Origin of the sequence: Massilia sp. TWP1-3-3, from assembly GCF_049897805.1 — a bacterium.
Classification (GTDB): domain Bacteria; phylum Pseudomonadota; class Gammaproteobacteria; order Burkholderiales; family Burkholderiaceae_D; genus Telluria_A.
Genome location: NZ_JAFCWX010000038.1, coordinates 26,636 through 42,801, shown reverse-complemented (window position 1 = coordinate 42,801; position 16,166 = coordinate 26,636). Strand labels below are relative to the sequence as shown.

Sequence of the window (16,166 nt, the reverse complement as noted above, 5' to 3'; positions counted from 1 at the left end):
TGATGACCATAGTAAATCGGTACCACCCCTTCCCATCCCGAACAGGACCGTGAAACGATATTACGCCGATGATAGTGCTGCAACCAGTGTGAAAGTAGGTTATCGTCAGGCTAGTTATATTAAAAAACCCCGCAGAAATGTGGGGTTTTTTTTCGTCCGCAAATCCACCCAGTCAAAACGTCAGCGCGTACCCTTAGGGCGGATGAAATCCGCCATGCTTGCGTCCCGTTACCGTCGCTGCAGGCCCCAAAAGAGAAAAGCCGCAGAAATGTCGGGTTTTTCAAAAATTCACATAGAGCTATAGGTACCTATTAACTATTTGTTAATATAGAGTAAAATATTCGCTTGCGACGAAGAAAATCTCCTCGTCCCTATAAATTACTCTCAAAGGAAATGCCATGTTGAAGAAAGTCATTGCAGCTGCCCTGGCCGTTATCGCTTCGTCGTCGTTCGCAGCAGATGCACCTAAATTTTATGCGGGCGTGACAGTGGCAGGACCAGAATCGAAGGCCTGGAAAACGGTTTGAGTGTTGGCGTATTCGTTGGCTATCAGTTCCATACCAACTTCGCAGTAGAAGGCAGTTACCGGTCTTTAAATGCTTTCGTTCCTTCAACGCCGGATATCGACCAGAGCGCTATCTCGGTCGTCGGTTCGCAGCCGCTGAGCAATGGCTTCCGCGTGTTTGCTCGTCTTGGTTACAACGACGTGAAGGTACGACACAGCTGTGGCGCTGGCAAGTTTCTTTTATGTGAAAACTTTTCGCCAAGCAACGGTGTCTTGGTTGGCGTCGGCGCTACCTACGCGTTTACTCCAAGTATCTCGGCCCGTGCTGAAATCCAACGCCCAAGCAGCGACTTGACTAACTTCGGTGTTGGCGTGGCATTCGGCTTCTAGGCACCGGCAGCGACGTAATCGTACGCGGCCAAGGCAAGGTTTGGAAAGTGCTGGCGAGACATTGCCGGCACTGCTACCCATTCTTTCATCGGACGACCTTTACCGGACGGGTCCCAGAGTACAGCTCCTTCGAGCCCCAGGGCGTTGCGATGATGCTCGCCCGACAGTTTAAATACTACCCAATCTTTGTGCTGTGCCACAAATGCCTTGCCATTGACCTTGATGCAGGCTTTCCCGAACATCTGCCCTGATTCACTACCTTCCTTCACACAGTAGCGTGCGACCAATTTGGCATATTCTTCAATAACGTTCGCCATATATTTCCCGATAAGAAAATTTTTATACGCTCGATTGATTGGGCACTGGCTAAGTCACCTCATGCGCGTTCTGTCGAGTGTACTCGACGCTCGCCGCTCTGGATTGGTCTAGCAGCTTCCAACTGCCTGCTAGACCGCGTGACTCGCTTGCGAAGGCGTTAACCGGCACGCCTGTCGCATAATACCTACGGCTTGAAACTGCCGTCGTTGCGATCAATCACTGTGCTGCACGACGCAGGCGTCGTCATTTCCCTATTGCCCGAGACCGTTGTCTGATTACTTTCCCAGGTCGCGGTCGCGCCGTTCCATTTCACATATTTGTATTGAACCACAGTACTTGGCGGCAGTGTCACAGTGCCGCTCCAAGGCACGTTCGCGCCACTGCCCTGAATCGCCAGCCCAAAGCTGCTCGCTGGTGCCCAGTTGCCGATGGCCGACTGATTGCCCACGACCCGCAGCGTCTGGCCCGCAACCGTGTTGGCATTGGCCGTGGTAAAGCGCACCTGGCAACCGGAGCCGGTTGTTGTCACTGCGAGCGCAGCGCTGGCCGCCGACAAATTGCCCATGGCGTCGTATGCCTGTACCGCATAGCTGTACGCGGTGGCCGCCGTCAAGCCACTGTCGGTATAACTAGCCGCCGCCGTGGTTCCAACAAGCACGTTGTTGCGCAACACCCGATAACCCGTGACGCCCACGTTGTCGGTGGACGGCGTCCATGCGAGGCCCACCGAACTGGCGCCTAGATTGCTGCTTGCAAGCGCCGTCGGCGTCGATGGCGCCGTTGCATCGTCACCCGTGCACGGATCTGCGAGGGTAACGACACCCGAGCTGACCGCCGACAGTCCCGTGCCCAGCGTATAGTTCGCGCCGCCCCGGCTATCCCAGGTTCCCGCGCCATTGTTAAACGCTGCCTGCAGTCCCGACGCCGCACCGAGCGACAGGGTCTTCGACTTCCACCCGGTGCAGGCGGTCGTCATCGGCACGCCGGGCACTGCCGTCCAGTTGCCGCCGGTTGGGGCAAAGTGCATATCGACGGTGCTCCAGTTGGCGGTGTTCTTGTAATACACCGTTGCCGTGTTGCCGCCCGCCGCAGTCGTGGTCACGCTTAATCCCGCGCTGGCCGCGGAGGTATTGCCGCTTGCATCGCGCGCCTTGACGCTATAGGTGTATAGCGTCGATGGAGCCAGACCCGTGTCATTAAAGCTGGTGGCGGCAGTGCTGCCAATCTGCACGCCGTTGCGCAGCACCAGGTAGGCGTTGACGCCGACGTTGTCGGTCGACGCATTCCAGCTGATGGTCGTTGCGCTGTCGGTGGTGCCCGACTTGACCAGGCCCGCCGGCACCGTTGGCGCCTGCGTGTCCACCTTGGCCGGCGTGGTCACGCTGGCCGCAGCGCTCAAGCCCGACACATTGACCGCGGCATCGAACGCCTTGACCGTGTAGCTGTAGGTGGTCGATGGCGCCACCGTATTGTCGACGTAGCCGGTGCCATTGGCCACGGTGGCGATCAGCGCGCCGTTGCGGTAGACGTAGTAGCCGCTTACGCCCACATTGTCGGTCGACGCATTCCACGCCAGGCTGACGGTATTGGCGTCGACCGGGCTGCCTGCCACGCCGGCCGGAGTTGAAGGCGCGGTCGTATCGACGTTACATGGATTCACACCCACCGATACGCCGCCGTTTTCAACATCTGAAATGCCGGTGCCAAGCGGGTAGTTCTTGCCGCCGTTGCTGTCCCAGCTGCCTGCGCCATTGTTAAAGGCCGCCAGCAAACCGGTCGCGCTGCCGAGGTTAACCGTCAAGACGCTCCAGCCCGCGCAGGCGGACGGCATTGGCAAGCCGGGAACGGCCGTCCAGGTGCCGCCGTTCGGTGCGTAATGCATATTAGCCGTGCTCCAGCCGGCGCCCAGCTTGTAGTAGATGCGCGCCACATTGCCCGCAGCGGTCGTGACCACGCGCGCCACCGATGCCGGCGACATGTTGCCCGCGCTGTCTTGCGCCACGATGGCGTAGCTGTAGGCGGTGGATGGATTCAAACCGCTGTCATTGAAGGTGGTGCCGGTGCTTGTGGCCACCTGCGTGCCGTCGCGCTTGACCAGATACTGGCTGACGCCGTAGTTGTCGGTGGCCGCGCTCCAGCTCAGCGTCAGTGTGCTGGACGTGATGGCCGATCCCGCCGGCTGCCCCGGCGTGGTCGGCGCCACCGTGTCCGGTGCAAGCGTGGTGACGGCAAGTGCGGGTCCCTTGGCCGACTGGTTGCCCGCCGCGTCAAACGCCAGCACGGCGTAACTGTAGGCGGTCGACGCGGTCAAGCCGCTGTCGGTAAAGCCCACGCCGGCGGTGGTTCCCACCAGGGCGCCGTTGCGGTAGACGCGATAGCCGGTGACGGCGACGTTGTCCGTTGCGGCCGGCCATGTCAGCGTGACCGAGCGGTCGGTGACGCGCGTGCTGGCCGGTGCGCCCGGCATGCCTGGCGGCGAGCTGTCAATCACGAGGAAGGGATACACGCCCGGCACCGTGCCGTTGATATCCTCGACAAACCCTGAGCCCGTAGTCGTGGCGCGGTATTTTCCGGCGCCGACAAACACTTGCTGGATCTCGGTTTTGGTGACATTGCCCTTGGCGTCGGTCAGCTCGATGTAGTAGTCGAGCAGCTGGTTGCGAAAGTCCGACAGATACGCGTAATACAGGTCGCCGCTCTCCTGCGCCGGCAGTACGGCCAGCGTGTCGCGCGTGGCTGCATTCCATGCAACGCCATTCATGTCGGCCTGCAGGTCGCGCACCTGCATTGTGTACGGGCGCCAGGCGCCGACACTGGCAGTGTTGATCGACAGCCCGGGCGTGCCCGCCAGCGCCGCCGGATCGTAGACTTTGTAGGCGTCGTCGGTCGCGTCGATGGTGTTGGTGGCGTGCACCCGCACCATCACGCGCGCGCTCGCAATGCCCGAGACGTCATACGCGTAGGTATAGATGCCAAAGTCGTTGCTGTAGTGCTGGACGGTCCATCCCTCGGCCTTGGAGCCGTTCACCGATCCCGGATTGTACGGATAGCGCTGCGGCCACCAGGCCGACGGGCCGGTGCGGTCATTGGCCAGGTTGGCCTGCACGTAAGGCTTGGAAAACGCCAGCGAATTGTTGAACGCCAGCGTAGGCTTGACGCTGTCGTCCTTGTTTTCATCATAGTAGCCAAAGCCCGAATCCATCGCCGGCAGCATGAAGTACCAGGCCAGTTCGGCCGGGTTGGCGCCGCCCGCGTAGTCCGCTGCAGGGTTGCCCTTGACCGGATACGACATCATCCATGGATTGAGCTGGTTGCCCGCGTGGGTGACCTGGCTGTCAAGTGCCGTAGTCGGCTTCCAGTGCGTCGGGTGGGCGTCGAGCCATACCTGCTCGGCCGTCTTGGCGTAGTTGAGCGAGGCTTGCAGCAGCGCGAAATTGCGCTCCAGGTAGTGCCAGCCATATTCAAACGAGACCGTGGCGCCTTCCTGCAAGCCTTTCAGATTGGTCTTGGGCGTGAGGTTCAAGCCGTTCACGCGATTAAATTCCGGGAACTGGCCTTTCCAGATCAGGAAAGGCAGGTGCCAGTGATACCAGGTGGGGTCGGACGACGAGTCGCGCGTGTCGACCCAGGAACCGTCCTGCACGTGCACGATGTCGGTGGCGGGAATCGGCTTGGCGCGCAGGTATTCGTCGATGCCCAGGCAGTAGCCGGTGCCGGTGCAGGTGGTGCCGTGGCCTGCCTGCCAGGTGCTCAGCGCGCCGGCGCGCCCGCCCGCATTGTCGCCGTCGTGCGCGACGACAAAAAACTGGCGCGGTTCGATCGCCGCGTACGGTGCGATTTCATCGACCGTTGTCGAGCCTTCCCAGCCTTCGAGCCAGGAACCGTTCTGGCTCACCGGCACACCGGCGATCTTGGTCACCGCCCCGGTGGCCGCATCCACGTGGCGCACCCAGTGCGGGGTGGACGCGAAGGGGAATTTGTTGACGATGTTTTGCTGTTCATGCGCCATGCCTGCCGCGACCCAGCTACCCACGGTGGACGTGTTGCGCAGATCGGCGCGGTTGGGCGGCGACGTCAGGGTGTCGCCGGTCGCGTCGTAGGTCGCGTACGGATAATCCTTGAGCGTGCGCGAGAGGTGGTTGTTCCCCAGGACCGACCACTGCACGCCCAGCTTGGCCAGCGTGGGAATCAGGCGGTCCGAAAACCCAAGCTCGGTCGGAAAATAGCCTTTCGACGAGACGAAGTTCCCGCCCAAAAAGTAGGGCTGCGCCAGCGTCGCGTTCTGGTAAATTAGCTCCTTGAGGAAGTACTCCGGCCCGACCAGAGGTCCCATCGAATGGTGGCCCGTGAAGTGGATGGTGTCGAGCGTGCGGAAGTTGTTGGTGGTCTTGAGCGTGCTGAAGGTGTTTGCCCAGCTCTGCCCCCAGTTCGGATTCGAGTAACCCGCCACATTGCCAAGTGTCGACATGCTTTGCACGTTGTTGATTACCGCGCCCGACATCGTTACGTGCACCTGGCCCTTGGCGCCCGAGAAGGACTGCATCTCATTGGCGACCTGCATCGGCCAGTACTGGTAGGCGCCGGTCTTGGCGTCCGGCGAATAGTAGGTCACCAGGTCGTCGTGCGGCATGATGCTGCCCCCTTGCGCCGCCGGCAAAAAGTAGCTGTACCCCGGCGGCGGATTGACTTTCATGTTGATGACTTCACCGTCGTACAGGTAGCGCACCGGGGCCCCGAGCGCGGTGGCGTTGTACTTGGCCACGACGTCAACGGCGTAAAACGGCCAGAAGTTCGGCATGTGGTTGTGATACACGTGCGCTGCCGGAATGGTACCGGCAGCGGCGGGCAGGGCGACGGCAAAGGCGGCGGCCAGGCACAGCGCCAGCGGTTTTTTACGAAGATGCATGAACTTGCTCCTAAAAATGGATGTGCGGTATCCTCCCGGCGGCGCCGGGAAAATGTTCAGTGGTGAGGCTCAGCAGCGCTGCGCCGGATGGTCTACCTGGCGATCAACAGCACAGTGCCGCGTGCGCACAAGCCGTAGCTGGCGTTTTCGCCGCCGACGGCGTCTTCAAAGCCTGGCGCGCGCACTTGTGATGCGCCTTCAGCCCAGTTGCAGGTATCGGTCACCCGGTACCAGCTTTTGCCCGCGCCCGGCCATGGCAGTGCGAAGTTGACCTGCGCGTTCCATGCGTTGTGGGCGGCGTAGATGGCCGCAGCCGTGTCGCCCAATTCGGTGCCGTCGAGGCGCCATGCCAGCGCGTGGTTGCTGGCGTCGTTGAAATAGGTCGCGTCGGCCACCGCGCCGTCCGGCTTGAACCAGCGCAGCTGCTCCATGGCGTTGCCATTGTTGTCGGCGCTTGAATAGAAATTTGCCGGCCGCAGCGCCGGATGCGCCTTGCGAAACGCCATCATGGCCGCGCTGAAGGCCTTGAAATTGGCCTGGTCCGCGCTCAAGGTCCAGCTTAGCCAGTTGGCGCTGGAATCGAGGTTGTAAGGGTTGTTATTGCAGTTGATGCTGCGCAGCGCTTCGTCGCCGCCGACGATCATCGGCACGCCGGCCGACAACATCATCAACGCCATGCCGTTGCGCGCCGCCTTGCGCTGGTCCGCTGCAATGCCGCCCTGGTCCCAACTGTTGTTATTGTCCTCGCCGCCATCGCTCGGGCCAAGCGGCCAGGCCTGGCTGTTGTTCTTGCCGTTGCAGCCATACAGGTCCTTGAGCGTAAAACCGTCATGCGCAGTGATGAAGTTCACCGAGTGCCAGCTTTTGCGGCCATCGTCCCCAAACAGGTCGCTTGAACCGGCAAGGCGCGCCGCCAACTGGCCCGGCGTGACAGGCGCCGAACCGAGCTTGTTTTGCATCTGGCGCAGCGTGTCGCGGTAGGCGCCGTTCCATTCAGCCCAGCCGGTCGGAAAACCGCCCACCTGGTAGCTGTTGCCCCCTATTGCCCAGGGTTCGGCAATCAGGTCGACCCCGCTGCCGCCGCCCGCCGGCCGGGGCGGCAGTTCGGACACGATGCGGTTGAGCGCATTGCCCGCGTCCATCTTGTCGAAGTTGTAGCAGCCATGCTGGCACGTGTTGCCCAGCACCGAGGCGAGATCGAAGCGATAACCGTCCACGCCCAGCTTGTCGCGCCAGTAGGCGAGCGAATCGACGATCAGGTTCTGCGCCACCAGGTTGCGCGTGTTGTAGTTGCCGCCCACGCCGGTGTTGTCCCACGATGCCTGCTGGTCGGCGGTCAAGCTGTAGTAGGTCGGATTGTCCAGCCCGCGCATGCCGTAGATGTTGTAGGTGGTCTTGTCGGCAGGGTTCCAGGCGCCGCCTTCGCCGGTGTGGTTGTAGACCACGTCGATCAGCACCTTGATGCCCTGGTCGTGGAAGGCCTTGACCATTTCCTTGAATTCGCGCGTCGGGCCGCCCGGCGTTTTGTCGTAGGCATAGCGGCGGTCGGGCGCAAAATAATTGAGCGTCATGTAGCCCCAATAATTGTCGCCCGCGTTCGTGTTGGGATCGTTGTCGTTGGTGTCGTTCTGGGTTTCCTGCACCGGCAAGAATTCGACGGCGGTCACGCCCAGGCTGGCCAGGTAGGGCGCTTTCAGGCCGGCGCCCTTATAGGTGCCGCGGTAGGCGCTGGTGAGCGCCGTGTCGTTTTTGGTCAGGCCGCGAACCTGCACTTCGTAGACGATATCGTCCTTCAGCGCGCGCGTGGGTTTGGCGCCGGTCGACTGCGTGTCGCCCGCCAGCACAATGCCCTTCGGCGCAATCGCGCCAGTGTCGATGGTGCGGTACAAGGCGCCGCTGGCGTACACGGTGCCGTTGCTCATCGTGGCCGTGACCGGGTCGTGGCTCATCTCGAGCGCGTAAGGATCGGTGAGCAGCTTGTTGGGGTTGAAGCGGTTGCCGCTGGCGTCAACGTCGCTGGCAAAACCAGTGGCCGAGCCTTTGACCCAGCTTGCGCTGTACGGCCAGTTCGGCCCCCAGGCGCGGTAGCCGTAGTACAGCGTGCCGGTCAGGCCGCGGCTGTTCAAGGTGGCGACAGCAAGGCTGGTGCTCCACACGCCGCCCGCGCCAGGGCTCAATACGTAGCGCGCCTTTTCTTCGGAGCCGGTGGCGCTGCTGTAGAGGAAAAGCTCGATCCGGGTGGCGCGGCTTGAATACACCTTGAAGGCGACATTGGCCCGGGTGGCGTCGTAGCTGGCGCCAAGCTTGCCGGGGTTGACGGCGGCGTGGGCAGGGCTGGCGAGCAGCGCGCAGCCGAATACGGCCGACGTGAGGGTGCGGCGAAAGTACATGGTTGTCTCCTCTTCGCACGCGCGGCTCGCCAGGGCAGGGGCGTGAGCCATCCTTGCCCGTGTGCGGCGTTCCAAGCGTGTCTCCTTGTTTGCGGTTGCCCCTTTGCGGGGTCATCGGTTTTGTATTTTGACTACCAAATTACTTTAGCAGACAAAGAGAAATCTACTCTTGACCAATTTTAATGTCAAATCGTTTAGGTAGTTTTACTACGGATGTTGTTTTTGAACTAAGGAATGCGTGGATGCGTACAGTGCCTCGTACAAGGGCACGGCTGCCTCGGCGATGCGATCCAGGCTCGCTTCGCGCAGTTGCGCCGTGTCGACCGTCGCTTCGCTGTCAAGGCCCGCCCAGCGCAGCAGTGCGGCGCAGGCCTCGGGCGTATCGAACATGCCGTGCAGGTAGCTGCCCAGCACCTGGCCGTCGACCGAGCGCGCGCCCTCGGCACGGCCGTCGATCGTGAATGCAGGAAGATCGAGCGCCGCACCGGTCGAGACGCCCATGTGAATCTCGTAGCCGGCTACGGCAGCGCCGTCGGCAAAGGCGCAGGTGCCCGCTACCTGCGCCAGGTGTTTTTCACGCGTGAGTATGGTGTGCATGTCGAGCAGGCCCAGGCCCTTCGATTGGCCGGCGGCGCCTTCGACGCCATGCGGGTCGTCCACGCTGTGCCCCAGCATCTGAAAGCCGCCGCAAATGCCGATCACCTTGCCGCCGTAGCGCAGGTGGCGCGCGATGTAGTCGCCCCATCCTTCTTCGAGCAGCCAGGCCAGGTCGCCGCGCGTGTTTTTGCTGCCCGGGATGATCAACAGGTCGCACGGCACCTTGGCCTGGTCCTGGCGCACGAACTGCAGGTCCACGTCCGGGTGCACGCGCAGCGCGTCGAAATCAGTATGGTTGCTCATACGTGGCACCGACGGCACCACGATCTTGAAGGCGCCTTGCGACGCCTGCACTGGCTGCACCGCGTCCTCGGCATCGAGAAACAGGCCTTGCAGATATGGCAGTACGGCCAGCACGGGCTTGCCGGTCTGCTGCTCCAGCCACAGGTTGCCCGGCTCAAGCAAGGTGATGTCGCCGCGGAAGCGATTGATCACGAAGCCGACGATGCGGTCGCGTTCGCTCTGCGACAGGCACGACAAGGTGCCGACGATATGCGCAAACACGCCGCCGCGATCAATGTCGGCCACCAGAATCACAGGGCAGTCGACCGCCTCGGCAAAGCCCATGTTAGCGATGTCGCGCTCGCGCAGGTTGATTTCGGCCGGACTGCCGGCGCCTTCCACGATCACCGCCTCATATTGCGCGCGCAGGCGAGCGTACGATTCCAGCACCGCGCCCATCGCAACGGTCTTGTACTGGTGGTAGTCGCGTGCATTCATTTCGGCGCGCACCTTGCCGTGGATGACGACCTGGGCGCCGGTGTCGCTCGATGGTTTCAGCAGCACCGGATTCATGTCCGTGTGCGGCGCCAGGCCGGCGGCGATCGCCTGCAATGCCTGGGCGCGGCCGATCTCGCCGCCGTCCGCCGTCACCGCGCTGTTGAGCGCCATGTTTTGCGGCTTGAACGGCACCACCTTGACGCCACGCTGTTTGAGCAGGCGGCACAGCGCCGCCACAACGGTGCTTTTGCCCGCGTCCGACGTGGTCCCCTGGACCATCAGTGTATGGAAAGGAAAGGTCATGGCTGCTTTCTGTGCTGGCGCGCCAGCTCTAGTTTCTCGCACAAGGCGGCGGCGCCGGCGATCATGCGCGGACCGGCGCGATTGAGCAGGTTGCCGTCGACCCGGAACAGGTTGTCGCGGCGTACCGCAGTCATGCTGGTATAGGGCTTCCAGAGCGCGACGCCGCCATCTTCCTTGCTGCGCTCACCGGTGCTGATGATCGCTTCCGGATCTTCGCCCAGCACCGATTCAACACTTACCACGGGCGCGGTGACCGTCATGCCCGCGTAGATATTTTCACCGCCGCACAGGCGTACCGCATCGCTGACGATATGGCCGCCATTGAGCGTGTACAGCGGCTTGTCCCACACCTGATAAAACAGGCGCACGGGCGGACGGCCTGCATAGCGCGCAGCGAGGGCGGCGAGCTGCCTGCGCAGGTCCGCGGCCGCTGCATCGGCCACGGTTTCGGTTCCCATTAGTTTACCGATGCGGTTGATGCTGTCGGGGATCTCCGCCAGTTTTTTCGGCTCGCTGTGGAACATCGGAATGCCGAGCGCGCGGATCTGCTCGATCTGGCGCTCCGAACTGCCGTGCATCCAGACCACGATCAGGTCTGGCTTGAGCGCCGCGATGCGTTCCATGTCGGCCTGGCGGTTGTTGCCCACGCGCGGCAGCTTTTTGGCCGCCTCCGGATAATCGCTATAGTCGACCGCCGCGACAATGCGCTCGGCGCCGCCGGCAGCGTACACCAGCTCTGTTGCGTGCGGCGCCAGGGCGATGACGCGCAGCGCCGGTTTTTGCAGCGTGACTTGCTTGCCGTCGTCATCGACGACGGTGATGGCGGCGTTCGCGTTCAGTGCAACAACGCCAACCACGCCAGCCATAATCAAATTCAGTTTTTTCATCGCTTCCATTCGTTGAGCGCCGCGTCGAGCAGGCGCCATGCTGATTCATCGGGAGGCAGGCCAAGGCGGATGCCGCGCGCCCCTTGCTCAAACAGGCGCACCCAGATGCCGCGTTCGGCCATATGGCGCCAGAATGCTTGCGCCTGCGGCTCGGGCCACCACTGGAACAGGGCCGTCCCTTGCGAAGCAATGCCGTGCTGCGCGAGCAGCAGGCGCAGGCGCAGGCCGGCGGCGGTGAGTTGTTGTAATGTGTGCCCCTGCCACGCGGTGTCTGCCAGCGCAGCCATGGCGACCTGCTGCGCAGGGCCGGAAATGGTCCACGGTCCGAGCATGTCGGCCAGCTTGTCCAGCAGCGCCGGTTGCGCCGCGACGAAGCCCACGCGCGCGCCGGCCAGGCCGAAAAATTTTCCGATCGACCGCAGCACGATCAACCCGGGCTGGCCGCTGCGCGCGGCAACGCTGAGCGCGGGATCGGTGTCCGCGAACGCTTCGTCCACCACCAGCCAGCCCGCGCGCGTTGCCAGGTGCTCGGCCCACATCAAAAGACGCTCGGACGGCACCGTCGCGCCGGTCGGATTGTTCGGATTGCACAGCACCATGACATCGCACCTCGGCAACGCAGCTTGCAGGCCGTCATACGGAACTTCACGCGTCGCGTGGCCATGCAGGCCCCAGTGGTGCGCATGCTCCGCGTACGATGGCGCCGCCACCACCACCCGGGACGGCGGGCGCAGTTGGGGCAAGGCCTGGATCGCCGCCTGCGTGCCCGCCACGGCGATCAGCGATGGCGCCCCGTAGTAGCGCGATGCCAGCTGCAGCAGTTGCGGGTCGGTCTCGGGCAGGCGATGCCAGGTCGACGGCGCCATCGCCGGCGGCGCGTAACCATGGGGATTGAGCCCGGCCGACAGGTCGACCCAGCTGCTCAGGTCGCGGCCAAAGCGCCTGGCCGCCTCGCGCAGATTGCCGCCGTGTTCAAGCATGCAGCGCTCCCGCCGCCAGGCACGCGCATGCCAGCCACAGGACAGTGGTCGCCCGAACCAGTTTCCAGGCGCGGACAATGTCCGGACCGCGCGCACCTGGTCCCCGCCCGAGTGGCGCACGCTGTTCGAGCACCCCGTCATAGGTCGCCGCGCCGCCCAGCGACACCCCGAGCGCACCGGCGCCGCTGGCCATGACCGGGCCTGCATTGGGGCTGGACCAGGCCGGCGCCTGCTCGCGCCAGCAGCGCCATGCGCCTTTCCGGTCAGGGCCCAGCAGCACATAAGACAATGCGGTGAGGCGGGCCGGGATGAAATTGAGTGCATCGTCGATGCGCGCGGCGCAGCAGCCAAATTGTACGTAGCGGCTGCTGCGATAGCCCCACATTGCGTCCAGCGTGTTGGCAAGCCTGAACAGCAGCGCGCCCGCGCCACCGGCCACCATGAACCAGAACAGCGTGCCGAACACGGCGTCGTTGCCGTTTTCAAGCAGCGACTCCGTGCTTGCCTTGGCCAGGTCCGCTTCGCTGGCATGCGCGGTTTCGCGGCTGACGATGCGCGCAGTTAGCAGGCGAGCCTGGCCCAGATCGCCACGCGACAGCGCCTGGGCGATCGGCAAGTTGTGCTCGCGCAGGCTTCGCAAGCCAAGGCTGAAATACAGCAGCAGCGCGTGGACTGCCAGGCCGCCAAAGCCGCACGCGAAAAAGGCGCTTGCCGACAGCGGTAGCACCGCCAGCATCCATGCGGCGATGCCGCGCCAGAAACGCTGGCCACGTATGTTGAGCCGGCGTTCGAGCGCCATGGCCAGGTGGCCAAAGCCGACCAGCGGGTGCCAGCGCCGCGCTTCACCGAGCGCGCAGTCGAGCGCCACGCCGCCGACGAGCAGCAGCGCGACCTGGAGCATTGTCAGGTCGGCCAGCATGATTAAGCCTTCAGCGTCAGCGGCAAACCCGCTGCGACAAACACCACGCGCTCGCATACTGCCGCGACGGCTTGATTGAGCCGGCCGGCTTCATCGGCAAAGCAGCGCGTCATCGCGCCCATCGGCACAATGCCCATGCCAACCTCGTTCGACACCAGCACCACGTCACCCGGCGCCTTGTGCAGCGCGTCGAGCAATGCCGCGCGCTGTTCGATGAAAAGTGGGGGCAGGGTAATCACGCCAACGTCCGGGCCCGCGCCACCGTAAAACAGCAGATTGGACAGCCACAGTGTCAGGCAGTCGACCAGGATCAGATTGTCTTCGGTGCCATGGCGCTGCAACGCGCTAGCCAGGTGCAGCGGCTCTTCGACGGTTGACCAGTGCTGCGGACGCTCGCTGCGGTGCTGCGCAATGCGCGCCCCCATCTCGGCGTCGCCCGCGCTTGCGGTCGCCAGGTAGAGAACCTCGCGCCTGGACTGCACGGCCAGCTTTTCGGCGTACGCGCTCTTTCCCGAGCGGGCGCCACCCAGCACCAGTGTCGTGGTCATCTCGTAAACATGGCCGCTACAGCAGCCGGGCAGGATGGAAAGTAGGCGTGAAAGTAGGACGCCGTCAGCGAGCCGACACGGTACACCGCTTCGCCGTCCGCACCATCCGGATGCTTGATGGTGCGCTCTGCGGGTATGAGATCGGTCGTCAGTGTCGAATAGTGAAAGGTGTGCCCGCGCAGCACGCCGTGCGACGTGTCCAGCCCTTGCGGCCCGATGCCGGCCAGCCGTTCCTGCATCACCACGGCGCCCGGTACCAGACCCGCCATCGGCCACGCCGACAGCGTGCCTGCCAGCGCCATCATGCCGCCGCATTCGGCCACGATGGGCGTGCCGTTCGCGTGAGCGGCCCTGATGGACGCGATCCAGCGCTGCCCTCTCGACAGCGTTGCAGCATGCAGCTCGGGATAGCCGCCCGGCAGGTACACGGCGTGCGAGCCCGCCGGAACCGGCTCGTCGGCCAAGGGCGAAAAATAGCGCAGCTGCGCACCCATGCCGGTGAGCGTTTCCAGGTTGGCGGGATAGAGGAAAGCAAAGGCGGCGTCGCGTGCCACAGCGATGGTTGCGCCCGCCAGCAATGGCGCCAATGGCTGCGCAGGCAGCAGATCAAAGCGGGTGGTGCGCAGCGACTCCCAGGCGGCGTCGTCGAAAACCAGTTCTTGCGCCAGGCGCTCAAGCAGTGCCTCGACGTCGTCCATTTCGGCCGGCAGCACCAGGCCGAGATGGCGTTCGGGCAGCGCATGCGGCTGGCGCGGCAGCGTGGCAAACAAAGCGATGCCGCGCAGCGATGCCGCCACCATCGCCGCGTGGCCCGGGCCGGCGACGCGGTTGGCGATCACGCCGGCCATCTCCACCGGGCCGTAATCGCGCAGGCCCTGTACCAGCGCGCCAGCCGTTTGCGCCATAGCCGACGCATCGATCACTGCCATCACCGGCACGCCAAACGCGTTGGCCAGGTCGGCCGACGACGGCGCACCGTCGTACAGGCCCATGACGCCTTCGATCAGGATGACGTCGGCCTCGGTTGCCGCCTGCGCAAGCTGGCTTTGGCACTGTTCAAGGCCCACCATCCACAGGTCGAGCGAGCCGACCGGCGCGCCGCTGGCGCGTTCCAGCAGCATCGGGTCGATAAAGTCGGCGCCGCACTTGAACACCCGCACCCGCTTGCCGCGTTTGACCAGCGCGCGCGCCAGGGCCGCCGTGACGGTGGTCTTGCCTTGTCCGGAAGCGACGGCCGACACCAGCAGCACGCGCACATCGACGTGGCCTACCACTCGGTGCCCGCCTGCGCGGCGATACCGGCCTTGAAAGCGTGCTTGACGACGTTCATTTCGGTGACGGTATCGGCAATGGCGATCAGTTCCTCGGGTGCGCCGCGGCCGGTGATGACCACGTGCTGCATGTCAGGCCGCTTGAGCAAGTCTTCGATGACGGTCTCGACATCGAGGTATTTGTATTTGAGCGCGATATTGAGTTCGTCGAACAGGACCAGGCCAATGGCCGGATCGGACAGGAAGCCGCGCGCCATTTCCCACGCCTGCTGCGCCTTGGCGATGTCGCGCTCGCGGTCCTGGGTCTCCCAGGTGTAGCCTTCGCCCATGGCATGAAAGCTCACTTCATCGGGAAAGCGGCGCAGGAATTTTTCTTCGCCGGTCGACATTGCGCCCTTGATGAACTGGACCACGGCAACCTTCATGCCGTGTCCCATTGCGCGCACCACCATCCCGAAGCCGCTCGAGCTTTTGCCCTTGCCGTTGCCGGTATTGACGATGATGATGCCGATGTCCTTGCTGGCGGCGGCGATCTTTTCGTCGATGATGGCTTTTTTACGTTCCATGCGCAGCCGGTGACGCTCGTTGATATCGGTCATTCTGTTTCCTCGACGGGGATAAAGAGCCGGCGCGCGCCGTGCTCAAGGACTTCGATCGGATGGCCCAGGTAGCGGCTCAGGGTTGGCGCGCGCATGACGTCGTCGACGCGGCCGGCCTGCCACTCGCCGTCGCCCATCAGCAGCAGCGCGTGCGACGAAGCCTGGTGCGCGTGGCCCAGGTCATGCCCGATCATGATGGCGGTCTTGCCCTGTTCGCGGCACAGCCGGTTCAAGAGCCGCATCACGCTCGACTGGTGCGCCAGGTCGAGCGCGTTGGCCGGCTCGTCGAGCAGCAGCAGCGGCGTATCTTGCGCCAGCATGGCGGCGATTGCCACGCGTTGGCGCTCGCCGCCCGACAAAGTGCGCACGTCGCGCTCGGCCAGGTCCAGCACCTCCATCGATGCCAGGGCGTCACGCGCGACGAGGTAATCGTCACTGCCTTCCCAGTAGCGGTTGGCGTGGTACGGGTGGCGCGCGGCCAGCACGGTTTCGATGGCGCTGTAGGCGAAGGCGTCGCTGCGCGACTGCGGCAGGAAGGCGCGCTTGGCGGCCAGTTCGTCGAGCGGCCAGTCGGCCAGCGCTCGGCCAAGGATGGAGATTGTGCCGCCGTCGGGCGCACGCAGGCCGGCCAGGGTGCGCATCAGCGTACTTTTGCCGGCGCCGTTGCGCCCGATGATGCACCAGCATTCGCCGGGGGCGACGCGCCAGTCAAGCTTGTCGACCAGGGTGCGCGCGCCCACGGTCAGCCTGAGTGAATGGGTTTCGATCATGCG

13 protein-coding genes and 1 rRNA gene are annotated in these 16,166 nt (G+C 63.7%); 3 read left to right on the top strand and 11 right to left on the bottom strand.

Features of this window, described 5'->3' with window-relative positions; genetic code table 11:
* The 3 genes from rrf to ACP7D4_RS25000 all read left to right on the top strand — a co-directional run.
* Window positions 1-111: ribosomal RNA gene (rrf, locus tag ACP7D4_RS25010) — 5S ribosomal RNA — on the top strand; the annotation flags it as partial.
* A gap of 287 nt (window positions 112-398) precedes the next feature.
* Window positions 399-527, top strand: a complete 129-nt coding sequence (locus ACP7D4_RS25005) for a hypothetical protein (protein WP_426103925.1) — start codon at window positions 399-401, stop codon at window positions 525-527.
* A complete protein-coding gene (locus ACP7D4_RS25000; RefSeq protein WP_426211946.1) occupies window positions 524-895 on the top strand; it encodes an outer membrane beta-barrel protein in 372 nt (123 codons plus the stop codon). Before ACP7D4_RS25005 ends, ACP7D4_RS25000 begins: the two co-directional genes overlap by 4 nt.
* Here the strand turns inward: ACP7D4_RS25000 and ACP7D4_RS24995 are convergent.
* From ACP7D4_RS24995 to ACP7D4_RS24945, 11 genes are all read right to left on the bottom strand, one after another.
* Window positions 892-1,212, bottom strand: coding sequence for a hypothetical protein (locus tag ACP7D4_RS24995; protein WP_426103923.1), 321 nt, complete (start codon window positions 1,210-1,212; stop codon window positions 892-894). The genes ACP7D4_RS25000 and ACP7D4_RS24995 overlap by 4 nt on opposite strands.
* Before the next feature lie 185 nt (window positions 1,213-1,397).
* Window positions 1,398-6,119, bottom strand: a complete 4,722-nt coding sequence (locus tag ACP7D4_RS24990; protein WP_426211945.1) for a carbohydrate binding domain-containing protein — start codon at window positions 6,117-6,119, stop codon at window positions 1,398-1,400.
* Window positions 6,120-6,211: 92 nt separating this feature from the next.
* Window positions 6,212-8,509, bottom strand: coding sequence for an alpha-amylase family glycosyl hydrolase (locus ACP7D4_RS24985; protein WP_426211943.1), 2,298 nt, complete (start codon window positions 8,507-8,509; stop codon window positions 6,212-6,214).
* A 207-nt stretch (window positions 8,510-8,716) separates the two neighbouring features.
* Entirely contained in the window at window positions 8,717-10,189 is a 1,473-nt protein-coding gene (locus tag ACP7D4_RS24980; RefSeq protein WP_426103920.1) for a cobyric acid synthase, read from the bottom strand.
* The gene (locus ACP7D4_RS24975; RefSeq protein ID WP_426103919.1) at window positions 10,186-11,076 is read right to left on the bottom strand and encodes a cobalamin-binding protein; all 891 of its coding nucleotides are present in this window, start codon (window positions 11,074-11,076) and stop codon (window positions 10,186-10,188) included. The genes ACP7D4_RS24980 and ACP7D4_RS24975 overlap by 4 nt, the downstream gene beginning before the upstream one ends.
* Window positions 11,073-12,056, bottom strand: a complete 984-nt coding sequence (gene cobD, locus ACP7D4_RS24970; protein WP_426211941.1) for a threonine-phosphate decarboxylase CobD — start codon at window positions 12,054-12,056, stop codon at window positions 11,073-11,075. The genes ACP7D4_RS24975 and cobD overlap by 4 nt, the downstream gene beginning before the upstream one ends.
* Complete coding sequence (gene cbiB, locus ACP7D4_RS24965; RefSeq protein WP_426103917.1) at window positions 12,049-12,975, bottom strand: adenosylcobinamide-phosphate synthase CbiB; 927 nt, start codon at window positions 12,973-12,975, stop codon at window positions 12,049-12,051. Before cbiB ends, cobD begins: the two co-directional genes overlap by 8 nt.
* A 2-nt stretch (window positions 12,976-12,977) precedes the next feature.
* On the bottom strand, window positions 12,978-13,523 hold the full coding sequence (cobU, locus tag ACP7D4_RS24960; RefSeq protein WP_426211940.1) for a bifunctional adenosylcobinamide kinase/adenosylcobinamide-phosphate guanylyltransferase: 546 nt from the start codon (window positions 13,521-13,523) through the stop codon (window positions 12,978-12,980).
* Window positions 13,520-14,797, bottom strand: coding sequence for a cobyrinate a,c-diamide synthase (locus ACP7D4_RS24955; RefSeq protein WP_426211938.1), 1,278 nt, complete (start codon window positions 14,795-14,797; stop codon window positions 13,520-13,522). The genes cobU and ACP7D4_RS24955 overlap by 4 nt, the downstream gene beginning before the upstream one ends.
* Window positions 14,791-15,393, bottom strand: coding sequence for a cob(I)yrinic acid a,c-diamide adenosyltransferase (gene cobO, locus ACP7D4_RS24950; RefSeq protein ID WP_426103914.1), 603 nt, complete (start codon window positions 15,391-15,393; stop codon window positions 14,791-14,793). Before cobO ends, ACP7D4_RS24955 begins: the two co-directional genes overlap by 7 nt.
* Entirely contained in the window at window positions 15,390-16,163 is a 774-nt protein-coding gene (locus ACP7D4_RS24945) for an ABC transporter ATP-binding protein (protein ID WP_426211953.1), read from the bottom strand. Before ACP7D4_RS24945 ends, cobO begins: the two co-directional genes overlap by 4 nt.
* Between the last annotated feature and the right edge of the window lie 3 nt (window positions 16,164-16,166).